Source organism: Marinobacter sp. F4206, from assembly GCF_019392195.1.
Taxonomy (GTDB): Bacteria; Pseudomonadota; Gammaproteobacteria; order Pseudomonadales; family Oleiphilaceae; genus Marinobacter.
In genome coordinates, this window is record NZ_JAHXKI010000002.1 from 514,998 (window position 1) to 538,428 (window position 23,431).

The 23,431-nt window shown below is 60.9% G+C and carries 16 protein-coding genes; 8 read left to right on the plus strand and 8 right to left on the minus strand.

Annotation, left to right across the window (positions count from 1 at the left end):
* The first annotated feature begins 329 nt into the window (after positions 1–329).
* Entirely contained in the window at positions 330–1,625 is a 1,296-nt protein-coding gene (locus KZO34_RS04645; RefSeq protein ID WP_219473857.1) for an EAL domain-containing protein, read from the plus strand.
* Here KZO34_RS04645 and KZO34_RS04650 read toward each other — a convergent pair.
* From KZO34_RS04650 to KZO34_RS04685, 8 genes are all read right to left on the minus strand, one after another.
* Positions 1,612–3,387 carry an SLC13 family permease gene (locus KZO34_RS04650; RefSeq protein ID WP_219473859.1) on the minus strand — a complete coding sequence of 592 codons (1,776 nt, stop codon included), beginning with the start codon at positions 3,385–3,387 and terminating at the stop codon, positions 1,612–1,614. The genes KZO34_RS04645 and KZO34_RS04650 overlap by 14 nt on opposite strands.
* Positions 3,388–3,482: 95 nt before the next feature.
* Positions 3,483–5,378, minus strand: a complete 1,896-nt coding sequence (parE, locus tag KZO34_RS04655; protein WP_219473861.1) for a DNA topoisomerase IV subunit B — start codon at positions 5,376–5,378, stop codon at positions 3,483–3,485.
* A gap of 67 nt (positions 5,379–5,445) precedes the next feature.
* Entirely contained in the window at positions 5,446–5,925 is a 480-nt protein-coding gene (locus KZO34_RS04660) for a protease complex subunit PrcB family protein (RefSeq protein WP_219473862.1), read from the minus strand.
* Positions 5,922–8,573, minus strand: coding sequence for a S8 family serine peptidase (locus KZO34_RS04665; RefSeq protein ID WP_219473864.1), 2,652 nt, complete (start codon positions 8,571–8,573; stop codon positions 5,922–5,924). Before KZO34_RS04665 ends, KZO34_RS04660 begins: the two co-directional genes overlap by 4 nt.
* 152 nt (positions 8,574–8,725) lie before the next feature.
* Positions 8,726–10,777 (minus strand): TRAP transporter large permease subunit, encoded by a 2,052-nt coding sequence (locus KZO34_RS04670; protein WP_219473866.1) that lies wholly within the window; start codon positions 10,775–10,777, stop codon positions 8,726–8,728.
* Between the two features lie 15 nt (positions 10,778–10,792).
* Positions 10,793–11,803 (minus strand): putative solute-binding protein, encoded by a 1,011-nt coding sequence (locus tag KZO34_RS04675; protein WP_219473868.1) that lies wholly within the window; start codon positions 11,801–11,803, stop codon positions 10,793–10,795.
* 59 nt (positions 11,804–11,862) lie between these two features.
* Positions 11,863–12,927, minus strand: a complete 1,065-nt coding sequence (locus KZO34_RS04680; RefSeq protein ID WP_219473870.1) for a hypothetical protein — start codon at positions 12,925–12,927, stop codon at positions 11,863–11,865.
* Between the two features lie 339 nt (positions 12,928–13,266).
* Positions 13,267–13,896, minus strand: a complete 630-nt coding sequence (locus KZO34_RS04685) for a TetR/AcrR family transcriptional regulator (RefSeq protein ID WP_219473872.1) — start codon at positions 13,894–13,896, stop codon at positions 13,267–13,269.
* Between the two features lie 157 nt (positions 13,897–14,053).
* Between KZO34_RS04685 and KZO34_RS04690 the strand changes: the two genes are divergently transcribed.
* The 7 genes from KZO34_RS04690 to KZO34_RS04720 all read left to right on the plus strand — a co-directional run bounded on the left by KZO34_RS04690 (position 14,054) and on the right by KZO34_RS04720 (position 23,366).
* The gene (locus KZO34_RS04690; protein WP_219473873.1) at positions 14,054–15,871 is read left to right on the plus strand and encodes an acyclic terpene utilization AtuA family protein; all 1,818 of its coding nucleotides are present in this window, start codon (positions 14,054–14,056) and stop codon (positions 15,869–15,871) included.
* On the plus strand, positions 15,868–16,734 hold the full coding sequence (locus KZO34_RS04695; RefSeq protein ID WP_219473875.1) for an SDR family oxidoreductase: 867 nt from the start codon (positions 15,868–15,870) through the stop codon (positions 16,732–16,734). The genes KZO34_RS04690 and KZO34_RS04695 overlap by 4 nt, the downstream gene beginning before the upstream one ends.
* A gap of 10 nt (positions 16,735–16,744) precedes the next feature.
* Positions 16,745–18,361, plus strand: coding sequence for an acyl-CoA carboxylase subunit beta (locus KZO34_RS04700; protein ID WP_219473878.1), 1,617 nt, complete (start codon positions 16,745–16,747; stop codon positions 18,359–18,361).
* A gap of 57 nt (positions 18,362–18,418) precedes the next feature.
* Positions 18,419–19,579: a citronellyl-CoA dehydrogenase gene (gene atuD, locus KZO34_RS04705; RefSeq protein WP_219473880.1), complete on the plus strand. Its 1,161-nt coding sequence runs from the start codon at positions 18,419–18,421 to the stop codon at positions 19,577–19,579.
* A gap of 20 nt (positions 19,580–19,599) precedes the next feature.
* Positions 19,600–20,418, plus strand: a complete 819-nt coding sequence (locus KZO34_RS04710) for an enoyl-CoA hydratase/isomerase family protein (protein ID WP_219473881.1) — start codon at positions 19,600–19,602, stop codon at positions 20,416–20,418.
* Between the two features lie 153 nt (positions 20,419–20,571).
* Positions 20,572–22,542 (plus strand): acetyl/propionyl/methylcrotonyl-CoA carboxylase subunit alpha, encoded by a 1,971-nt coding sequence (locus tag KZO34_RS04715; RefSeq protein ID WP_219473882.1) that lies wholly within the window; start codon positions 20,572–20,574, stop codon positions 22,540–22,542.
* Entirely contained in the window at positions 22,539–23,366 is an 828-nt protein-coding gene (locus KZO34_RS04720) for an SDR family oxidoreductase (protein ID WP_219473883.1), read from the plus strand. The genes KZO34_RS04715 and KZO34_RS04720 overlap by 4 nt, the downstream gene beginning before the upstream one ends.
* The last annotated feature ends 65 nt before the right edge of the window (positions 23,367–23,431 follow it).

A 23,431-nucleotide genomic window follows, 5' to 3' on the forward strand; every position in this document is an offset into this window, starting at 1 on the left:
TTCGCAGCCCCGTCGCGGGGCCTCATTGACTGAGAGGATACAGACATGGAACTCGATTTCGACGAAAGCGTTGTTGTTCCAAGCAACAATTGATTCTCTGGCGGCCCCCGGGCCGCTCAGCAGCTAATCTCGCAACTTAGTCCGCAAAAGATACAAACGGTTTCCACTTTCTACATGAAACAGTGGTAATGAAACGGTTTTTTTGGCAATCTCGGCGCTTACGTCAGTAGTGCTGCCTCCTTGCTCGCCGCATATGTACTGATTCCCGACAGTTCAGGCCGTCCCTTCTGAGGCGACTGATGTTTTCGTGCAACCAATCAGAACAGTCTATGTCGCGAAGCCTCTCCGAAAAGCTGACAGCTCCGGAACTCGATCTGCTGTCCCCCATGCTTAGCCAGGAAGGTGACACGTGGACTGCCAGTTTTCAGGGCCTCACCCTGAGGACTGCCCTGCAACCGATTTACAGCATCTCCCACAAACGCATCGTGGGTTACGAAGCCCTGATCCGGGCCTTCGATAACGACAATTCTGCCGTCTTGCCGCTCCACCTTTTTCAGCTGCCATCGACCAATGCCGAGAACCTGCTTCTGGACCGACTGTGCCGCTATCTGCACATTCGCAATTACAGCGATCTCGAGGATCAGCTTAACTGGTTATTTCTGAACGTGTCTCCCCAGGCCGTCACCAGCGGCAGTCAGGCCGATTCGTTTTTTGGGCAGTTACTCAAGCAGACAGGTCTGCCTCCGCACCGAATCGTGATGGAAATCGTTGAGCAACCAACCGATGACGCCGAAAAGCTCAAAGAAACCGTCGCCTATTACAGAAAGCTCGGCTGCCTGACCGCCATTGATGATTTCGGTGCCGGACACTCGAACTTTGAGCGGATCTGGAACCTGTCGCCCGACATCGTAAAGCTGGATCGAACCCTGCTTACTCGCGCCACAGAGGACCACAAGGCCCGGCAGATCCTTAATGGCATTGTTTCGCTGTTGCACCAATCGGGCTGTCTGGTACTGCTGGAAGGGGTGGAAACCCGCGATCAGGCACTGATCGCCATTGATGCCGGGGTCGATTTCGTCCAGGGGTTCTTCTTCCGCCGCCCCAGTACGGATCTGGAGGCATTGACCCAGTCCCCCACAAACTTTGATGAACTGCTGGATGAGTACAAAACCCGCAATCAGGTGACCCTGGACCCAACCCGGCAACTGGTGGATTTTTTCAGCGGCTTTTTCAGGGATGCCATCGACAGGCTCGTCAGCGGAGCGGATATGCAACAGGCCTGCCTAGAGCTCTTGAACCACCCCGCGGTATCGCGCTGCTACCTGGTGAACGACCGGGGCATCCAGATCGAAGATACGCTGATTTCCGACCTTGGCGCCCGCAGCCTCGACCCTCGCTTTAAACCGCTGGAGAGCACCAGCAGCGCAGACTGGTTCCGGCAGCAGTACCTCCGCCAGGCCCTGGCACAGCCGGAGAGCCTACACATTACGGCGCCCTACCTTTGCGTCACCGGCGCTTATATGTGCGTGACCCTGTCACTGGGCTACTACCAGGACGGTGAACTGCGAGTGTTGTGTTGCGACATTCTGGCCAATCCGGCTGAACCGGGGATCAGCCCAGACTGATCCCGTAGACCATGGCAATGATGGCCACGGTTATTGCACCAATGAACAGGTTCATGGGCAGCCCCACCCGAACAAAGTCACCGAACCGGTACCCCCCCGGACCAAAGACCATCATGTTGGTCTGGTAGCCCAGCGGCGTAGCAAAACTGGCTGACGCCGCCATCATGACCGCAATCACAAATGGCTCCGCAGCGACCCCCATTGTGGTGGTCATGGACAGGACCACCGGAATGACCAGCACTGCCGCGGCATTATTGGTAATAACCTCGGTCAACACAGACACCGTGATATAGACCAGCAGGATCGCCAGCAAGACGTTGCCCTGGCTGAGCCCGAGAATGCCTTCGGCAACAAAACGGGCGGCGCCAGTCTCCAGGAGCGCCGCGCCCAGGGCAAAGGATGCGGCGATCGTCAGTATTACCGGGACATCCACAGATTTCTGGGCCTGGCCAACGGAGCAACAGCCGGTAATGATCATCAGGGTTGCGCCCAGCAGGGCCGCGTTCAGCATGCTCAGAACGCTGCAGGCAGCCAACCCGACCAGAACCAGCAGAATACCCCAGGACAACCACGCACGGTCGTGACGCGGGGTCTCTGTTTCCAGATCGTTGATCAGCAGAAAGTCCTTGTTGTAGCGCTGACGACTCACAAACGCGGGGCGCGCCTCCAGCAGCAACACGTCACCCGGTTTCAGGCGTATATTGCCAAGGTTGCCTGAGACCCGTTCACCACCGCGGGCCACCGCAAGCACCACCGCACCATACCGGTCGCGAAAACGGGCATCACGGATGGTCAGGCCCAGTACATCCGACTGGGGTGACAGCGCAGCCTCCACGAGCCTCCGCTCGGCACGGTCCTGGCTCAGGCTGGGTTCGTCTTCGTGCACGGACGGCACGATACCGTTTATTCGCAACAGATCGGAGATAGCCTGGGTGTCGCCGGCAAATACCAGACGGTCGCCACCCCGGAGCCGCTCTTCCGACGGCACCGCGGTCACCACGCTCCCGTCGCGCTCGATTTCCACCAGATACAGCCGCTCCAGCTCCCGCAAACCGGCCTCTCCCACCGATTTTCCGACCAGCGGTCCGTCAAAGGAGACGGCGACTTCCAGGGTGAACTCCCGCATGGAACCGAACTTCTGCTGATCCTTCCGGTCCGGCAACGCCCGGGGCATCACCAGCAGGATCACGGCGACCCCGATGACGGCAACCGGGAGCCCGACCGCAGTGATGGAGAAGATCGAGAATCCCTGCCCTCCGGTGAGCTGCTGATACTGGCCATTAACCACAAGGTTCGTGCTGGTACCGATGAGGGTCAGGGTGCCCCCGAGAATGGCGGAATAGCTCAGGGGAATCATTAACTTGGAAGGAGAAATACCGATCTTTCGGGACCAGGCGTGTACCGCCGGAATCATGGTGGCAACCACCGGCGTGTTGTTCAGAAAGCCACTGAGCAGGGATACCGGCAGCGCAATCCTGGCCTGGGCGCTACGAACAGTTTTCGGGTTACGGAGCAGGTGGTGAACCAGCAGATCGACACCACCGGAGTGGTGAATACCAGCGGCGACCACGAACATGGCCACCACGGTGATCAGCCCGCTGTTGCTGAACCCGGCAAGCGCCTGATCAGCCGAAATAATGCCACTGGCGCTGAGCACGACCAGCACCCCCATCATCACCATGTAGGGTGCGATTCGTCCAACACTCATGAGTATCAGCGAGGTGCCCGCCAGGCCCAGCGCAAACCAACCTTGCCAGTCCATTTACGGTTCTTCCCGGAAATAAAACTGGCAGGATAACGGCTTTGATGAATACTTAGAAAGAATAAAGGATGCTTTTTATAGCATCCTTGGGAATATTAAACAGCGACGTCAGCGATGTTGCCGTAGGTCTCGAGCCAGGACCGGCGGTCGGATGCCCGCTTTTTGCCCAGCAGCATATCCATCCGGCTGTCGGTGTCATCGCCGTCTTCGATGGTCAGCATGACCAGGCGGCGGGTGTCGGGCGCCATCGTCGTCTCCCGAAGCTGGAGGGGGTTCATCTCGCCCAGCCCCTTGAACCGGGTAACGGAAATCTTGCCCTTGCGCTTCTCGGCCGCGAGCCGGTCAATGATGCCCTGTTTCTCGTGCTCGTCCAGGGCATAGAAAGTCTCTTTGCCCAGATCCACCCGATACAGCGGCGGCATGGCGACGAACACGTGGCCAGCAGCCACCACAGGCCGGAAATGCTTCACAAACAGCGCACACAGCAGGGTCGCGATGTGGAGACCATCGGAATCGGCATCTGCGAGGATGCAGATCTTGTTATAGCGCAGACCTTCGAGCTTGTCCGAGCCCGGATCAACACCGATGGCCACCGCAATGTCGTGGACTTCCTGGGACGCCAGAACTTCCGATGGATCAACTTCCCAGGTGTTCAGGATCTTGCCCCGCAGCGGCATCACCGCCTGGAATTCGCGGTCACGGGCCTGCTTTGCTGACCCACCTGCCGAATCCCCCTCCACCAGGAAAAGTTCGGAACGCGCGGTATCGCCGCCGGAACAATCCGCGAGCTTACCCGGCAGCGCCGGCCCGGATGTAACTTTCTTCCGGGCCACCTTCTTGCTGGCCCGCAAGCGGCGCTGGGCGTTGCTGATAAACAGCTCCGCCAGCGCTTCTGCGACATCGGTGTGCTGGTTCAGCCACAGACTGAAGGCGTCCTTGACCACACCGGAAATGAACGCGGCCGCCTCACGGGACGACAGGCGCTCTTTGGTCTGACCGGAGAACTGGGGCTCCTGCATCTTGAACGACAGCACATAGGCCGCCCGCTCCCAGATGTCCTCGGGCGAGAGCTTGACGCCCCGGGGCAGAAGATTCCTGAATTCACAGAACTCCCGCATCGCCTCCAGCAGGCCGGTCCGCAACCCGTTCACGTGGGTGCCACCCTGGGCGGTCGGAATCAGGTTTACGTAGCTTTCCATCACGGCTTCGCCGCCTTCCGGCAACCACTGGATGGCCCAGTCGACCGCTTCCTTGTTACCCGAGAAGCTTCCGGTAAAGGGTTCCAGGGGTACCGCCTCAATATCCGCCAACGCCGTGCGCAGGTAGTCCCGAAGTCCGTCTTCATAACACCACTCATCCTTCTCGCCGGTCTTTTCCTGCAGGAAGGTGACCGTGAGCCCCGGACAGAGGACCGCCTTGGCGCGCAGATTATGGCGAAGACGACTGACGGAGAAATTCGGGCTGTCGAAGTAACTGGCATCCGGGGTGAACTTCAAGCGTGTTCCGGTGTTGCGTTTGCCCACCGTGTCCACGACTTCAAGCTCGGTGACTTTGTCGCCGTTGGCAAACGACATCCGGTGCAGCTGGCCATCCCGTTTGATGGTTATTTCAAGGTGCGTGGACAGCGCATTGACGACGGAAACACCCACCCCGTGCAAACCACCGGAGAAGTTGTAGTTCCCCTGGGAGAATTTACCGCCGGCGTGCAGGCGGGTCAGAATCAATTCTACCCCGGACAGCCCCTCTTCCTTATGCAGGTCGACCGGCATGCCCCGGCCGTCGTCTTCTACACTGAGCGAACCGTCACTGTATAGAACCACATCAATGCGACGTGCGTGTCCGGCCAGAGCCTCATCCACGCTGTTATCAATGACTTCCTGCGCCAGATGGTTGGGGCGACTGGTATCGGTGTACATCCCCGGGCGCTTACGCACCGGGTCCAGGCCGCTCAGGACTTCAATGGCATCGGCGTTGTATTGTTGTTGACTCATAAGCAGGAAGTAACTCCGCAATAGGAACAAAAAGCTGCGTCATAGCTTAGGGATTCGGCGGGAAAGATCAACGGTTGTTTTCGACCGGCGTGATCCGGATGTCGGTCCAGCCCGAGGCCGTCACGCCGATGGCGGCGCACGGGGTTGTTAGGGCTTGGGTAACCATCATTCCCGGTTCCGGCTCCTGGATTTTCACCTTGAGTTCGAGGACCTCATCCTCAATCACGGAGCCAGCCAGGGTGATACTGTAACCGCCGGTGGGCTTTTGCCCGAGAGCCGCGAGAATCACATGTTCGGAGTCGAACCGGATCTCCCGGAGCGGTGCCAGAGGCAGGCTGCGCCCCGGCAGCGCCTCCAGGCGATCAACATCCGCGCGACTCTCAAGATGCACATGTCCGGGCGCCGTCAGACCGCAGTTCGCAGACTGGGCAATTTGACGAGCCAGGGGCGCCCCCGATGACGTCTCTGTCTGGCTCATGGCACAGCCAGTGCCCAAAACGCCGGCGAGAACAGCCACACCGGTCATCATTCGCGGAATCAATCTCATGGTTGGGAAAGGACCTTTACGTCGTTAACGTCCGGGGTGGGTGATAACAGCTGGTAACCGCGGAATCCCGGCCGAGGGAGCTGATCAGGCGATGCGGCCGAAATGGAGGGCCGGGAATAGCTGGTGGTCATGCGGATGCCATCAATGGCCTCACCTGCAGACACGGTAATCTCTTCCCTCAGGCCGGCCACCGGGTATTCCGCGCAGGCCTCACCGGCATGACAGATCAGGGCGTCGTTATCAAGATCGGTGCCGGCCACCAGAATGTAATTGCCCGGTGGGACCTCATTCAACTGCTTCGGTTCCTGGCCGTCATCCGGCACGAAGGAAAACCGGTACCGGCCGTTTTCCGCAACCACGTTGGTCTGGGCCACCGTGGTGTAGAACCCGCCCTCCGGTTCCGGGTCCACCAGGAGTACAAAGTGGCGGCCGGCATCGCGAGCCTGTTGGTCTGTTACCTGCTGGCCGACGACGGGGATTTCAAGGATTCCGAAACTGCCCGAGTACTCAACGGTTAACGTTGCCCGCTCGGAAATTCCGGGTTCCAGAGCATCCAAGTTCAGGGACATGTCAATTTCAAAGCGAGTGCCGGAGTCATCTGTTTCCCGAACATCGCCCAGAGAAAGCCAGGGCGGGGCGCCCGAAACCGAATTGATTGCGACCGGGTCAGGATCACTACCGTAAACCTCCAATACCACGGTGACGGAAGAAGAGCTTTCAGAGGACAGGGATACAATCGCGGGCGATGCTGTGAGCAAATCGGTAATCGGTGAAGATAGAGCCCGGGATGTCGCCTTACCCGCATCCAGAAGCCCGTACCCCAGCTCGTTGGATTTTGAACAGGGAGGGTTGCCACAGGTCGCCACAGTTAACTCGCCCGCCATCAGGAAGGCGTTGATCGCCTGATAATCCAAGTCTGGGTTTTGGTTCTTCATCAACGCCATGACTGCGGACACATGGGGTGCCGCCATCGAGGTGCCCTGCAGCCCGATGTAGGTTTCCTGCAACGTGCCGTTGATCACACTGGCACTGGTACTGACCACCACATCGCCGCGGCCATCGGCGTTACCGTCCCGGCTGGCGTCGCCGCCGGGCGCCGCCACATCAACCCAGGTTCCAAAATTTGAGTAGGACGCCAGCTCTCCGGCACCATCGACGGCGCTCACCGCAAAAACATTGTCAAACGCGGCCGGGTAGGATTCGGCACTGGTTCCGGCGTTGCCCGCCGCCGCTACGAAAACGACGCCCTTTTCGGTACCCACGTTAATGGCGTTCTGCAGCGATTGAATGAAGGGCAATCCACCGAGACTCAGGTTGACGATATTCGCCAGCGGTGCGCCACTCTCGGGACCGGCAACCCACTGCAGCGCCGCCAGCAAGTCCGCAGAGGAACCGGCGCCACCCTCACCCAGAACCCGGACCGGCAACAGGGTCGAGTTGAATGCAACGCCGCCCCCGCCCTCGTTATTACCTACCACCGCGGCAACAGTCCCGGCCACGTGGGTGCCATGGAAAACGCTGCCCCCGACGCTGTTACCCGGATCAGCCGGATTGTCGTCCCGGCCCGGCTGACCGTCGTTATCGAACTGCTCTGAAACGAAGTCAGATCCGGAAAGGTTGGTACTGACGTTGGCATCGATATCACTGTGCCAGGCACCGGAACCTCGATACAGCCCCGTATCCATAACCGCAACCGTGACCCCCTCACCTCCATCGGGTGCCAGCTGCCAGCCAGTCGGAGCGTTCAACAAGCCATAATGCCATTGCTGGGCACTGTAAAGAGGCTCATCGACAGGCGTCATCGCCTCCATCCGGTAATTCGGCGTGACCGAGGCGATACCCGGCTGTTTCTTCAGGGAACGGATCCAGTCGAGGGTCCCGGCACTGGCTTGCGCCCCGCTGCCCAGGGCTTGCGAGACGGGTGCCTTGACCCGCCAGAGTCCGGGCGCCACTTCCTGAGTCGGCACCATCTCGTTCTGTGCAAGCATCGACTGGGCTGAGGCCCGGTCCGTCGGATTTCTCAGAGCGACGAGGGCCTCGCCCTCGACAAACTCGTGTTTCGGCCATTCCAGAGACACGGCCTCGCCGGTGGGGTTCACCGCCGTGGACAGGACATAGAGCATGGGGGTGGGCCCAGCAGACTCGACCCGAATGGTGTACGTGCCGTCTTCACCTGCATTGGTCACGCTGATCCGGCTGGTCGTGCTGGTGGTTACTCGGGAGTCACCGCCTTCAATGGACAGCCTGAGTGCAGACGCACCGGCCCGGGTGGCGAACGCCTGTAACTCAACCGTCTGGCCACCCCGGAGCCGCATGGAATAGGTGTCATCGGGATCGGCCGGGTAGCCGGTGGCCGGGAAATCCGCCAAAGCCGGATAGGACCCCGCCGAGGCGCTGACGTAGCCGGCCAGAATATACTCAGCCGGCAGGCTCTGTGGTGACGCCAGGCGGGTATCGCTCAAAGCCAGGGCATCGGCGTTATCGACATCGACCCGGGTGCCGGTCTCGATATCGATGATACCGGAGAGCGCCACCGCGACGGGCTCCGAATTGCTGTCGGAGCCACCACCGCACCCAGCCATGGCCAGAGAAAGACTGGCGGTCGCCGCGTGTCTGATCAACGTTCTGGGGCGCGATTTCAATAACATAGGGATTGCTCTCCGGTCTTTCTCCAGCATACATCATCGCAGAGCTGGTGTTATTTACTGAGTGTTAACCGATACGTCGAAACCGGCGCCCCAGATGCCAAAAAACCGCCTGCGGGCTACTCCGGAGGCGGTTTCGGGTTTTCAAGCCGTGACTATAAAGCGTAGAACAGCATAGGCACGAAGGCCACCAGCAACAAGGTCGGCCCCATGACGGCCAGGGGCAACAGCAGCCGCTCGTAGCGATGCCAGAACGAGCCCGTGCGCTCGCCGGCAAGCACTTCGGTCTCACCGACTACCTGCCGGGTAAGCAGGTGGTTCAAGGCCACCGGCGGGCTCAGGTAACCGAGTTCAAAGGCCACAAGGCATACGATCCAGAAATGCAGCGGATCGATCCCCAACTGGATCGCGGGCTGAGCGATGGTCGCCGACACCAGGATAACCGCACCAAACGGATCCATCACCATGCCGATGAAAGTCAGCATGACCACGATGACCAGCATCGCAACCCAGGGACTGGTGAGATTCTCCGGGAACAGCGCATGGACAATATCAGAGCGCTCGAGGATGCCGCCCAGGCAGATCGAGAAGCCAATCAGCGCGAGCAGCGCGCCAATGTGGACCGCCGAATCGCTGGCAGCATAAGAGCTTCGCTTCCAGAACGCCTGAAGCCGGGACTCGCCTTCCTCGCGACTGTCGCCGCCGGCATCCAGAAACACCAGTGCCAACATGACCAGCGGCAGAATCATCGGAGCGCTGTATTCGTTGAATTTCAGCCCGAGAACCGCCCAGATCGCGAGGATGACGGCAGCACCGACCAGTACATAGGGAATCAGCGGTTTCATCTGGGCCAGAGAGGCCCGAAAGGCGCCCGGGGCCGGCCGCGGCTTCCAGTTGCCCTGGGTCTTGCAGACGATCAGTGAGAACAGCGAGGCGGACATGATGAACACCCAGAAGCCCCAGCTGTACATCTCGGTGGTGGTCACTTCCTTGTTCAGGGCTGCCACGACCACGATCAACAGGCAGGGATTGAGCACCACACCCAGACTGCCCGACATCGCCGTAGTGGCGAGCGACAGTTGCCGACCGGCACCAGCACGACGCAACTCATCGTAGACCACACCACCCACTGCCAGGATGAATATGCCTGACGCGCCGGTAAAGGCCGTCGGGAATGCCGTAGCGAAGATGATCACCGAGGCCAGCATCGGCGCAGGCAGGTTGTAAGGCTTGATCACATTGAGCAGCAGCTCTGGCAGCCGGGTCTGCTTGAGCACCATGCCCACCAGCACGTAGAGCCCGATGTTGATGAACATCGAGGACAGGTTGGACATCATGCCGAAATAGATCGCCAGGCCCGATGCGTAACCGTCCACGAAGAAGAAGTAACTCATGGCAATCAGCCCCATACCGCAATAAAGGGGCATCACCAGACCGGAGGACAACGCCAGCCGGCCCTTCTTCATCCGCTCTGGAACGTTCACGAACCGAACGGCATTGATCACCATGAAGAGACCGAATACCGCGGCCCAGGCGTATTGCAGATCGACCGTCCCCCCAGACCCGGGAGAGCTCGCAAGCTTGCCGAGGTATGAGTAGAGCGACCCCACCATCATGCCGTTCACAGCAAACTGCGCCGCCTGACTGAATCGCCACTCGGCCCGGTTCCGGGGCAATCGCAACGCGATATGATCCGCATCCAGTGCCGCGATGGCGGCGGCCATGGCGAACATCGCGATGAACAGGTACTTCGTCAGTTCGATGTTATCCAGAAGAAAATCTGCGAGCCCCTGCTCGACCGTTTTGAACAGCCCCAATGCGGGTGTGGCATGCTTCAGGTTCTGTTCATACAGGGCGTACTCCTGCTCGCAAAGCTCCAGGTTACGCTCCAGGGACTGGCGAATCGCGTCGGGATTGGGCGGCGAGCTGAACAGTTCATCCGGATCCGGCTTATAGGCCTCAATCCGCTTGCGAACCTCGGCATCCACATTCATTTCAAGCTGACACGAGGGTTCCGTTGCGTCCGGATTCAGCAGGTAATAATTGGGCCAGGTCTGCTCACCCACCCACAGCAGGCGTGAGTGCAATGAGTTTCCCATCCCCAATAACAAGGTGAAAATCAGAAGCAGCAGCAGGATGACCCCGTGCAATCGATGCACGGGATAGAGTGTCCGGGCTGCGGGCGCGGTCAAGGCTCGCCAGTTCATGAGTGATCCACCCTGTTATTCGCGGTTCGCGGCCGTACACTCGGAAGCGGCGGGGTTGCTGGCACAGCGGATTTTACTCAACAGGCCCAGCATCTTGGGGTGGTACACGTCAGGCGCTCCGTTCAGGCCGTCGCGCATTTCCAGACGGTTCTGGCGGAACATTTCCTGGTAGCCCTGAATGTCCTGCTCCGGAATACGGACCCACTTGTCTTCGGGAATCGCCTCTTCCTGTCCGGAAATCAGGTTCATGGCCTGCGGGAACATGCCCCAGGCCACTTCCCGGGCCTGCTGTGCGGTTTCGTCCTTCAACACATCGTCTTTGGCGATGATCTGAATGGTCAACTGGGCCAGCGGGTAGTCCACGATGCCGCCCTGCTCGCCGATGCCCTTGTAGAGTTCCAGCGCTTCATAGGCAAACGCCGGCGCGTAGGCGGTATCCACCGAACCATTGTTGAACTTGCCAGCGAAGTTGGTGATGTCCGAGGGCACGACGGTGGCCTTGACGAAATTCACCATGTGGATGGCGTCCTTCTGGTAGTCCAGGGTTGCCATGCGCTTGCCGGCCAGTTCGCCTGCGGTATCAATACTGCGGTCGTTCACGAACAGGTAGCCGGCGCCGGCAGGAACAATACCCAGCACCTCGTAGCCGTTCTCTTTCATCAGTGGGGCGGCTTTGGGCTGGGCCAGGGTCGCCAGCAGGGTTTCCAGGTCATCGTAGGTGGGGAGCGCGCCCACCGCACTGATGCTGCCGGTGAACCGGTTAAACGGACGGGTCCGGATATCGGTGGCCGCGACCGCATCGCACTGGCCCGCGTTGAAATCGCCGACGGCCACACCTTCATCCGTATAGGGCTTGAGGTTGAAGTCGACACCATGGGCCTTCATTTCCAGCGCGTAGTCTTTGACCATGTTATAGAAATCGCCATTGGCGCCAATGACGTCAAACACACACATGGACACGGTCTGGGCGGAAGCCAGCGGAGCGACGGCGGCCAGGGTCAGTGCAGTAAGGGAGTTGCGGATCATAACGACCTCCGGGTCATTTTTGTGTTTATTGATGTTCAGAAGGTTTTTTCGGATGCCCCTTAAAGCAGGTCATCCAGGTCCATGGTTTCAACGTTTTCGGTGTTCCGCTCCGGGCTCATCTTGCCGAAGAAGCTCTGGGGCGTCCGGTAGCCATAGTTGGCCGTCCAGTGCTTATCCGAGGAGAACCGGATGACGGCGGCCGCCACCACATCCACCAGCTGATAGTCGCCCCAGACATCAATGCTGTCCTCGGCGTCGACAAATTCCGCAATGGTATTGGCCAGAACTTCCGGGCGACCAAAGGTTTCTGCGGCCACGGCTTCAAGCGCCATGGAGGCCCGCATACCGACCTTCACACCCAACCTGGAACTGTTGTCGAGAACTCGCCAGGGATCAGGCGACAGGGCCGGACGGGTGTCGGGCAGCAGCAACCAGACCAGTGCGCGGATCGAGTTTGGCAACCCACCCCATTTTTCGTTGTCGACGCAGGTCGCGGCTCGCTCGGCCTGGGGTGCGATATTCCGCGGAATGCCCGCGAGGGCGCCGGAGTTGGCGTCGTTCACAATCGCCTGCATACCGGTCAGCAGGCCCAGCAGGAAGGTCAGTTCGTCCTGTTCGGTAAAGAGGAAAGGACATTCCAGTGGCTCGGCGGCCGGATCGAATTCGTAGGCGGCCATCGCCCGATTGAACGCTCGCAGCCGGCGCTTTGCGGTTTTCGCATTGAGGCGCTTGGCCTCCTCCCGGGCGTCCTTCGCAGCTGGCACATTGCCCTCGAAATCGGCGCGCAGATAGGCAAGCTCGGCTTCCCAGGCACGGTACTCCATGCAGTTACCCGCCAGCAGCATCAGCAGGGAACCGGTGGTGTCAGGCGCATCGGTCACGCGGGAAAAGGAGTACAGCAACGGATCGATGCCCTCGCCGAGTGAACAGGCCATCTGGGGATCTGACATCTGCATGACGTAGGGCGTGGCTTCACCTTCGGAGTAATTCGAAAGCACCACACCGGTGGTGGTGTAGATCGGATTGGCCGAGCAGCCGGCCAGAAGGGCCAGGGCCGCAAACATGAGGAGTTTCAGGCGTGCGGCCGGAGTGCGACCAACGAGGGTTACCAGAGAAGAGATCATAATTCGCCCTGCTTTACATTGTTTTTATAAGTCCGGGATGACAGAACCGGTGTGGCATCACGGAGAGACAGATGCATACCGTGATTCGACAGCCGGTCTGACTCGCCGCTTCTCATCATCAACGGGGGAAGAATGCGTGGAAAACTGTTCGACAAAAATGGCTGGAGTGCCAACCGGCACATGCCGATCAGGCCAATGGCCCGGAAAGAAAGTGTCGCATCACGGAATATTTTTATTTAAAACAAGAGCTTTTGAGCCAGCCTGGTTCTGGAACCGTCGTACCACTCCTGGGTTTTACTACCACTGAATCGCGATCCGGGGAACAGTGCGACCGCGGGTTCACGCCTCCTCCGGCACCCCCAAAGCCATCATCGCCATCACCTCGTCCGTGAGCCCATCCAGCGTCAATCCACCACGGGTCGGCTTGTACCAGGTGACCGTCCAGCTCAGCGCTCCCGTCAGCATCCGTCGTACCACAAACGGGTCGGCGGCCAATCGCCCTTCCTGTTTCAGCGCCGCCAGCGCATCAAGCCAGAGTTTCTCGTAGATATCCCGCAGCTCCAGAACCTCGGCCCGGGATTCCTCGGAAAGACTGCGCCACTCGAATACCAGCACCGCCATGGCTTCACCGGTCTGGCCATTCACTGACTCCAGCTCGGCACGAACCAGCGCCCGCAGTTTCTCCTGACTGGACCCGGCGGCATCGACGGCCGCCTGCATCAGCGCGGTGTTCAAACGGATGGTTTCCACCATGACCGCCTTGAGGATTTCCTCCTTGGTGCGGAAATGGTGAAACAGGCTGCCGGACTGGATACCAACCGCGGCCGCGAGGTCCCTCACGGTGGTGCGCTCATAGCCCTTGTCACGGAACAGGCGGGCAGCTTCTTTCAACAGACGGCCTCGGGCGCCATTCGGGTCGGAAACGAGGTTCTCAGCGATCAGGGCTCGCAGGATTTCAGATTGGCTCACAATGGACTTCCAGCAGTCGGAACAGGCTAATAATTCTACCTGACATTTCCCTGTTTACAAACCAAGCGCTTGCTTGGTATTGTCGAATTCATCGTTGGAGAACCCCGCCGGCCACTCCCGCCAGCAGGGTCGGAAAAAGCACACAAGGCACGTAAAGATGGCAGATTCTGAAAAGAGCACGAAGCCAATCCGCATCGGCTGTTCCGCCGCCTTCTGGGGCGACACCGAAACCGCGGCCGCGCAACTGGTTCGCAAGGGCAACATTGACTACCTGGTGGCGGATTATCTCGCCGAGATCACCATGTCGATCATGGCCGGCCAGAAGATGAAAGACCCCTCCCAGGGTTATGCCCGGGATTTCGTCCAGACCGTCATGGGGCCGCTGCTAAGCGAGATTCGGGAAAAGGGAATTCGTGTGCTGGCCAATGCCGGCGGCGTGAACCCGGTCGCTTGCCGCGATGCGCTTCAGGCCCTGTGCCAAAAGGCGGGCGTCGAACTGAAGATCGCGCTGGTATTGGGCGACGACCTGCTACCAAAAAAGAAAAAGCTCACCGAGGCCGGTATTACCGAGATGACCACCGGCCAATCCATGCCGCCGATGATGGTCAGCCTGAATGCCTACCTTGGCGCCCCCGGACTGGTCGCCGCGCTGGAACAGGGCGCGGATATTGTCATCACCGGCCGCGTGGCGGACAGCGCACTGGTGCTTGCGCCCCTGGTGCACGAGTTTGGCTGGGACTGGGGCGACTACGACAGACTCGCCCAGGGCAGCCTGGCCGGGCACCTGCTTGAATGTGGCGCCCAGGCAACCGGTGGCAACTTTACCGATTGGGAAGACGTAGCCGACGGCTACGCCGACATGGGCTTCCCGATTGCCGAGGTCCAGGCCAATGGCGACTTCACCATCACCAAGCCCGAGGGTACCGGCGGCAGGGTCACCCGGGGCACAGTCGCCGAACAGCTGGTGTATGAAATCGGTGATCCGCGCGCGTACCTGCTGCCCGATGTGGCCTGCGATTTTACCCAGGTTACCCTGGAAGAGTCCGGCCCGGACCGCGTCGCCGTGTGCGGCGCCCGGGGTTTGCCCCCAACCGACAACTACAAGGTGTCAGGCACCTGGCCCGATGGTTTCAAATGCACGGTCACCTTTCTGCTTGCAGGCATCAACGCGCGTGCCAAGGCCCAGACCGTGGCCGAAGCCATTCTCGCGAAAACCTCCCGCATGTTCGGTGAACGGGAACTGGCGGATTACTCGGAAACCAGCATTGAACTGCTGGGTACCGAGGCCACCTATGGCGCTCACGGTCGAGCCACGGATTGCCGGGAAGTGGTGGTCAAGATCAGTGCGGCCCACCCCAAGAAGGAAGCGCTGGTGTTGTTCTCCCGTGAAATCGCCCAGGCCGCCACTGGCATGGCACCGGGGATCACCGGCATCGTTGGTGGTCGGCCGACGGTCTGGCCAAAAATCCGCCTCTACTCCTGCCTGGTTTCGAAATCGGAAGTGGAAGTCTCTGTGGACCTGGCCGGCGAGCAGCAGCCGGTGACGATTGCCACCGACGGTGGCTTTGATGCCAGCAACCTGCCCGCAGAGCCAACCAGGGCGACACCGCCGGAATCCGACACCACCGTCCCGCTGATTGAACTGGCCTGGGCCCGCAGCGGCGACAAGGGCGACCACAGCAACATCGGAGTTATTGCCCGCCATCCGGACTTCGTACCGTTCATCGACGCCGCCCTGACCGACGCGGCAGTGGCGGAGTGGATGGGTCACACTCTGAACCCGGATACCGGCAAGGTTTCCCGCTGGGCCATGCCGGGACTGCATGCCTTTAACTTCCTGCTGGAACACAGCCTGGGCGGAGGCGGGGTCGCCAGCCTCCGTATCGACCCCCAGGGCAAGGCGTTTGCCCAGCAGCTTCTCGAATTCCCTGTGCCCGTCAGCCGGGCTGTTCTGGAGAAAGGACACCGTTCATGAGCTACCAATCCATCTTTCATCCCGACCTGTTCAAGGATCAGACCTTCATCGTGACCGGCGGCGGCTCCGGCATCGGCCGGTGCACTGCCCACGAATTGGCCGCCCTGGGGGCGCGGGTTGCCCTGGTTGGCCGCAAGGCGGAAAAAGTCGAGCGGGTAAAGGGTGAGATCCTTGAGGACGGCGGCGTGGTGTCCGCCCACGTCTGTGACATTCGTGAAGAGGAATCGGTAAAAGCCACGGTCACCGCCATTCTAGAGGAACACGGTGGTCTGAACGGCCTCGTCAACAACGCCGGCGGGCAGTTCCCGTCTCCGCTGGCCGGCATCAACCAGAAGGGCTGGGAAACCGTGGTCCGCACCAACCTGACCGGCGGTTTCCTGATGGCCAGGGAAGCCTACAACCAGGCCCTGTCCCAAACCGGTGGCGCCATCGTCAACATCGTCGCGGACATGTGGGGCGGCATGCCCGGCATGGGCCACTCCGGCGCGGCCCGGGCCGGAATGGTGAACTTCACCCAGACCGCGGCGGTGGAATGGGGAACATCCGGCGTCCGAGTCAACGCCGTCGCCCCCGGCTGGATTGCCTCCAGCGGCATGGACAACTACCCCGAGCACATGAAGCAGTGGATTCGCAGCCTGGGCGACAACGTGCCTATCAAGCGCATGGGCACCGAATCGGAGGTCAGCGCGGCGATCTGTTTTCTGCTAAGCCCGGGCGCGGCCTTCATTAGCGGTGACTGCCTGCGGATCGACGGCGGCGCCTCCCAGGGTGGACGGGTCTGGCCACTGCCGAAAGCCAAGAACAACGAACCGTTCAATGGCTTTCATCGGGCGACAACCCCGAAAGTGCTCAGCGAGGATTGAGGAGAACGCCATGCAAGTACTCGAAACCAGCGTCGATCCCCGGTCCGAGGAGTTCCAGGCCAACACCGACGCCATGGACGCCCACATCCGAACCTTCCGGCAGGTGGAACAGAAAGTTCTCGATCTGGCGGAAGCGGCCCGTGAGAAGTTCACGAAGCGTGGCAAACTGCTGCCCCGGGATCGCATCAACCGCCTGCTGGATCGTGGCACGCCGTTCCTGGAGCTCTGCTCCCTGGCCGGCTACCAGATGCACGACGACAAGGACGGCAGCCTGTCCGGCGGTGGCATTATCGCCGGGATCGGCACGGTCAGCGGCATCCGCTGCCTGATCGTCGCCAGCAACAGCGCGATTAAGGGTGGCACGATCACCCCGGCGGGACTGGACAAGACCCTGCGTCTGCAGCAGATCGCCATGGAGAACAAACTGCCGGTGGTGTCGCTCTCGGAAAGCGGCGGCGCCAACCTCAACTACGCCACCGACATATTCGTCCAGGGTGCCCGGGGCTTTGCCAACCAGGCGCGTATGTCCGCCGCCGGCATTCCCCAGGTCACCGTGGTACACGGTAACGCCACCGCCGGGGGCGCCTACCAGCCAGGCCTGTCCGACTATGTGGTGGCGGTGCGAGGCAAGGCCAAGATGTTCCTGGCCGGCCCGCCCCTGCTGAAAGCCGCCACCGGTGAAGTGGCCACCGACGAGGAACTCGGCGGTGCCGAGATGCATGCCCAGGTGGCCGGTACCGCCGAGTACCTGGCCGAGGACGATGCCGACGGCATCCGGCAGGCCCGCAACATCATGGAGGCCCTGTCCTGGAACGAGCAGCTGCCCCCGCAGCGGGAACTGAGCTGGGAAGAACCGCTCTACCCCGCCGAAGAACTGCTGGGCGTAATCCCCTCGGACTCCAAGAAGCCCTACGACGTCCGCGAGATTCTGGCCCGCATCGCCGACGGTTCGAAGTTCATGGACTTCAAGAACGAATTCGATGACCAGACCGTGTGCGGCACCATCCGCATCGAGGGCCATTCCGTCGGCATCATCGGCAACAACGGCCCGATCACGCCGGCCGGCAGCGCCAAGGCCGCCCAGTTTATCCAGCTCTGCGACCAGGCCGGCACCCCGCTACTGTTTCTGCACAACACCACCGGCTTCATGGTGGGCACCCACTCGGAACAGAACGGCATCATCAAGCACGGCTCGAAAATGATCCAGGCCGTCGCCAACTGCCGGGTGCCCAAGGTCGCAATCGTGATTGGCGGTTCCTATGGTGCAGGTAACTACGCCATGTGTGGCCGCGGCCTGGACCCGCGATTCATTTTCGCCTGGCCCAACAGCCGGACCGCGGTCATGGGTCCGGCCCAGGCCGGTAAGGTCATGCGCATTGTGGCGGAGGACAAACAGCGGCGCAGCGGCATCGAGCCGGACCCCAAAACCCTCGACTTCCTGGAACAGGCCACGGCCAAGAAGCTGGAGGATGGCTCCACCGCCCTGTTCGGTACCGCGCGGCTGTGGGACGACGGCCTGATTGACCCACGAGACACCCGCCGGGTTCTGGCGCTGGTGTTTTCAGTATGCCGCGAGGCCGAAGCCCGGCCGCTGCGTCCCAATACATTCGGCGTCGCACGCCTTTGATAGCCAGCAACAGCCAGTGCGACTGATCACCCTATTCCAGACAAGGAGAACAACAAGGTGAAATTTACAGCGGAACACGAAGCCCTCAGAAAAACCGTCCGGGATTTCGTCGAGAAAGAAATCAACCCGCACTGCGACGAATGGGAGGAAGCGGGCAAATTCCCCATTCACGAGATCTTCAAGAAGCTGGGGGCGCTCGGCGTTCTGGGCATCCAGAAGCCGGAAGAGTATGGCGGCATGGGCCTTGATTACAGCTACAACCTGGTGGCCGCCGAAGAACTGGGGCTGGCCCACTGCGGGGGAGTACCTCTGGCAATCGGCGTTCAGACCGACATGTGCACACCCGCCATTGCCCGATTTGGATCCGACGAGCTGAAGCGCACCTTCCTGGTGCCCGCCATTGCCGGCGAAATGGTCGGCTGCATTGGCGTCAGTGAAGTGGGCGCGGGCTCGGACGTCGCCGGCATGAGAACTACCGCACGTCAGGATGGTGATGACTACGTCATCAACGGCTCCAAGATGTGGATCACCAACAGTCCGAAAGCCGACTTTATCTGCCTGCTGGCCAACACCAGCGACGACAAACCCCACAAGAACAAGTCCCTGATCGTGGTGCCCATGAACTCTCCCGGGATCTCCTTCAGCCCGCACCTGAACAAACTCGGCATGCGCTCCTCGGAAACCGCCCAGATCTTTTTTGACGACGTACGCGTTCCCCAGCGCTATCGCATCGGCGCCGAAGGTACCGGCTTCATGATGCAGATGCTGCAGTTCCAGGAAGAACGCATGTGGGGCGCAGCCAACGTCATCAAGGCGCTGGAAAACTGCATCGACCAGACCATCGCCTACTGCCGTGAGCGCAAGACTTTCGGCCAGCCACTGCTCGACAACCAGGTCATCCACTTCCGCCTGGCCGAACTGCAAACCGAAGTCGAAGCCCTGCGCGCCCTGACCTACCAGGCCTGTGAGCTTCACATCGAAGGCAAGGATGTGACCAAACTGGCCTCCATGGCCAAGCTCAAGGCCGGCCGACTGGGGCGTGAGGTGACCGACAGCTGCCTGCAGTACTGGGGCGGCATGGGGTACATGTGGGACAACCCGCTGTCACGGGCCTTCCGGGATGTTCGCCTGGTCTCCATCGGCGGCGGCGCCGACGAAATCATGCTGGGCATCATCTGCAAGATGATGGGCACCCTGCCCGGCAAGAAACGAGACTAAATACTGAGGAGTCGTCTGAGATGGAATCCTTACCTCATTGCGAAACACTGCTCCTGGAGAAACAGGGCCCGGCCCTGTTTATCACCATCAATCGGCCCGACGTTCGAAACGCCATGAGCCTGCAGATGGTTGCCGAACTGTCGACGGTTTTCTCGCAGATCGAATCCGACCTGAACATCCGGGCTGTCGTCATCCGCGGTGCCGACGGACATTTCTGCGCCGGCGGTGACATCAAGGACATGGCCGGGGCCCGGGGCCAGAAAACCGCCGAAGGCGAAGCGGACCCGTTCTACCGGCTGAACCGCGCCTTCGGTCAGATGATCCAGCAGGTCAACGAGTCCCCCAAGGTCGTGATCGCCGTTACCGAGGGGGCCGTCATGGGCGGCGGATTCGGCTTGGCCTGCGTGTCCGACGTGGCCATTGCCGGTCCGACCGCAAAATTTGGCATGCCGGAAACCTCACTAGGCGTTATTCCTGCCCAGATCGCCCCGTTCGTGGTTGAACGAATCGGCCTGACCCAGGCCCGGCGTCTGGCACTGCTGGGATTGCGGATTGACGCCGAAGAAGCTTGCACGCTCGGGATCGTCCACCAGGCCGCCAACTCGGACCAGGAAATTGACGACATGCTCGACCATGCCCTGGAGCGGGTGCGCCAGTGCGCGCCGGTTGCCACCGCCGAAACCAAAGCCCTGCTGCATCGGGTTGGCCACGAAGCCATGAGCGGCCTGCTGGACAGCGCCGCCGAGAAATTCGCCGACGCCATCCGCGGCAGTGAAGGCGCCGAAGGCACCATGGCCTTTATGCAGAAGCGTCCGCCAGCGTGGGCGGGAAAGGAATAGTTCGAGGGAGTGAGTGGCTGTGGGGAGGCTTTCAGGAAATGTCGGAGGCCATGGATGGCCGGAGCCAAGCGCACATGGATGTGCTTGTAGCGGTTTCCTGAAAGCCTCCCCACCGCCACTTGCGGACAGGCACCAATTGATGAGAACCGCACCATGCTAAGTAAACTGTTGATCGCCAACCGCGGTGAAATCGCCGTCCGAGTCATACGCACCGCCAAGGCCATTGGCTATCGCACGGTGGCCGTCTACTCCGAGGCGGATGCCAACGCCCTGCACGTTCACGAGGCCGACGAGGCCGTCTGCCTTGGCCCGGCCCAGGTCACCGCCTCCTACCTGAACGCCGACGCCATACTCGAAGCGGCCCGCAAAACCGGTGCCGACTGCATTCACCCCGGCTACGGCTTCCTGTCCGAGAACGCCGGCTTCGCCAACGCCTGCAAGTCGGCGGGCCTGGTGTTCGTTGGGCCACCGTCGGACGCCATAGAGCTCATGGGCAGCAAACGCCGTTCAAAAATTGCCATGCAGGAGGCCGGCGTGCCGGTGGTACCGGGCTATGAGGGCAACAACGCCAGCGATGAGGAACTGATCGCGGCGGCCGCCGACATTGGTTATCCCCTCATGATCAAGGCGTCCGCCGGCGGCGGTGGCCGTGGCATGCGCCTGGTGAAGGAGGAATCAGGGTTGGCTGACAACATCAAGCGTGCCCGCTCCGAAGCAAAACAGGCCTTTGGCGACGACGAACTGATTCTGGAAAAGGCCGTCATCGAACCACGCCACGTCGAAATCCAGGTCTTCGCCGATTGCCACGGTAATGCCGTGTATCTGGGCGAGCGGGACTGCTCCGTGCAACGACGCCACCAGAAGGTGGTCGAAGAGGCGCCGTCCCCGTTTGTCACACCCGAGCTGCGGGCCGCCATGGGTGAAGCGGCCGTCAAGGCGGCCCTGGCCTGCGGTTACGAGGGTGCCGGTACCGTCGAGTTCCTGGTCGACAAGGACCGCAATTTCTACTTTCTGGAAATGAACACCCGACTGCAGGTGGAGCACCCGGTCACCGAACTGATCACTGGCCAGGATCTGGTCGCCTGGCAACTGGCCGTGGCCGAAGGCCGCCCGCTCCCCCTGGCACAGGACGAGATCGAACTGAATGGCCACGCCATCGAGGTCCGACTCTACGCCGAAGATCCGGCCAACAACTTCACGCCCCAGACCGGGCCGCTACTGGTTTTCCAGCCGGCCGAAGGCGACGGCGTTCGCTTCGACACTGGCGTACGCTCGGGCGACACCATCACCCCACACTACGACCCCATGCTGGCGAAAGTGATCGCCTGGGGCGAGAACCGGGATGACGCCCGCCGACGCCTGATCCGCGCTCTTGAGGATACCGTCGTGTTCGGCGTGACCACCAACCGCTATTTCCTCAGCCGCATCATCGCCGACGAATCTTTCGGCGCCGGTGAAGCCACCACCGCGTTCCTTCAGCAATCGTTCAGCCGGGATCCCTCGCTTCAGCCCCGCCGGCCTGGACTGCGGGAACTGACGCTGGCCGCCAGCGTGCTCGACCATGGCCTATCGGGCCAGACTGCCTGGAGCAACGCGCCGGCCACCATGACCCCGATCAAACTCGACATCGGGGAAGAGAGCGTTGAACTCCTGGTGCGCCGAACCGGGAACCAGCTGGCTCTCACTGTCGAAGACAACAATTACGAGCTCATCGTCGAATCGTTGCAGGATGGCCGCCTGTGCATCATCGACAATGGCGTCCGTCAGTCTTGCCAATATCACCGGGACGGCGATTTCTTATATTTCCAGGCCTCCGGCGAGTCCTGGGTGGTGCGCGATGTCACGCACCACCCAGCAGCCGGCGCCAATGGTGCCGGCAGCGGACGGATTCAGGCCTCTATGGATGGCGCCATCATCGACGTTCTCGTTGAACCAGGACAAGCCGTTCGCCAAGGTGAGGCGTTGGTTATTCTGGAAGCCATGAAGATGGAACACCCGGTCAGGGCCGACCGCGACGGCATCGTCGGTCAGGTACTGGCCAACACGGGTGACCAGGTTAAACGAAGCCAGTTACTGGTGGAAATTACCGCCGAAGAATCCGCCAAACAGGAGGCCGGAGCATGAGTACACTGAACCAGCGCACGGTCTTCATTACCGGGGGCAGCCGCGGAATCGGCCGGGCAATCGGACTGGCCTGTGCCCGACAGGGCGCCAATGTGGTGATCGCCGCCAAGTCGGACACCCCGCACCCCAAGCTGCCGGGCACGATCCACACGGTGGCCGAGGAAATACGGGCCGCCGGTGGTCAGGCCTTGCCACTGGTACTGGATGTTCGTGATGACAAACAGGTCCGTCAGCGCATGGACGAAGCCGCCGTTCATTTTGGTGGCATCGATGCGCTGATCAACAACGCGGGCGCGATCCGCCTGACCGGCGTGGAAAACCTGAAAGCCAGCCGGTACGACCTGATGCATCAGGTCAACGCCCGTGCGGTGTTCACTTGCAGTCAGGCGGCGCTGCCCTATCTGAAAGCGTCGGATCGGGCGCACATACTCAGCCTGTCGCCACCGCTGAATCTGGACACCAAGTGGTTCGCCCAGTACGGGCCTTACACCACAACAAAGTACGCCATGACCATGCTGAGCATGGGCATGGCCGAGGAGTTCAGGCGTTATGGCATTGCCGTCAATACGCTCTGGCCAAAGACCCTGATTGCCACGGCGGCGATCGAGTTTGAAGTGGGCGGGCCGCAGATGATGGCTCAGGGCCGGAAGCCGGACATCATGGCCGATGCGGCGGTGAGCATATTGAACCGCACCGCAGACGAGCTGACTGGTCAGAACCTGATAGACGAAGACCTGCTGCGGCAGGATGGCATGACGGATTTCGAACCATACCGGTACGCTCCGGGCGACAAACCCCTGATGCCGGATCTGTTTCTGGACTAGATCCGGGGCAGCATTCCCGTAGCGGCGGAGCGAGACCGACAACAAAGACAATCGGACCCCTTACG

Excerpts from the sequence above, each read along its gene's own strand:
- KZO34_RS04645 (WP_219473857.1), top strand. The coding sequence starts at position 330 with ATGTCGCGAAGCCTCTCCGAAAAGCTGACAGCTCCGGAACTCGATCTG.
- KZO34_RS04650 (WP_219473859.1), bottom strand. The coding sequence starts at position 3,387 with ATGGACTGGCAAGGTTGGTTTGCGCTGGGCCTGGCGGGCACCTCGCTG.
- parE (WP_219473861.1), bottom strand. The coding sequence starts at position 5,378 with ATGAGTCAACAACAATACAACGCCGATGCCATTGAAGTCCTGAGCGGC.
- KZO34_RS04660 (WP_219473862.1), bottom strand. The coding sequence starts at position 5,925 with ATGAGATTGATTCCGCGAATGATGACCGGTGTGGCTGTTCTCGCCGGC.
- KZO34_RS04665 (WP_219473864.1), bottom strand. The coding sequence starts at position 8,573 with ATGTTATTGAAATCGCGCCCCAGAACGTTGATCAGACACGCGGCGACC.
- KZO34_RS04670 (WP_219473866.1), bottom strand. The coding sequence starts at position 10,777 with ATGAACTGGCGAGCCTTGACCGCGCCCGCAGCCCGGACACTCTATCCC.
- KZO34_RS04675 (WP_219473868.1), bottom strand. The coding sequence starts at position 11,803 with ATGATCCGCAACTCCCTTACTGCACTGACCCTGGCCGCCGTCGCTCCG.
- KZO34_RS04680 (WP_219473870.1), bottom strand. The coding sequence starts at position 12,927 with ATGATCTCTTCTCTGGTAACCCTCGTTGGTCGCACTCCGGCCGCACGC.
- KZO34_RS04690 (WP_219473873.1), top strand. The coding sequence starts at position 14,054 with ATGGCAGATTCTGAAAAGAGCACGAAGCCAATCCGCATCGGCTGTTCC.
- KZO34_RS04695 (WP_219473875.1), top strand. The coding sequence starts at position 15,868 with ATGAGCTACCAATCCATCTTTCATCCCGACCTGTTCAAGGATCAGACC.
- KZO34_RS04700 (WP_219473878.1), top strand. The coding sequence starts at position 16,745 with ATGCAAGTACTCGAAACCAGCGTCGATCCCCGGTCCGAGGAGTTCCAG.
- KZO34_RS04710 (WP_219473881.1), top strand. The coding sequence starts at position 19,600 with ATGGAATCCTTACCTCATTGCGAAACACTGCTCCTGGAGAAACAGGGC.
- KZO34_RS04715 (WP_219473882.1), top strand. The coding sequence starts at position 20,572 with ATGCTAAGTAAACTGTTGATCGCCAACCGCGGTGAAATCGCCGTCCGA.
- KZO34_RS04720 (WP_219473883.1), top strand. The coding sequence starts at position 22,539 with ATGAGTACACTGAACCAGCGCACGGTCTTCATTACCGGGGGCAGCCGC.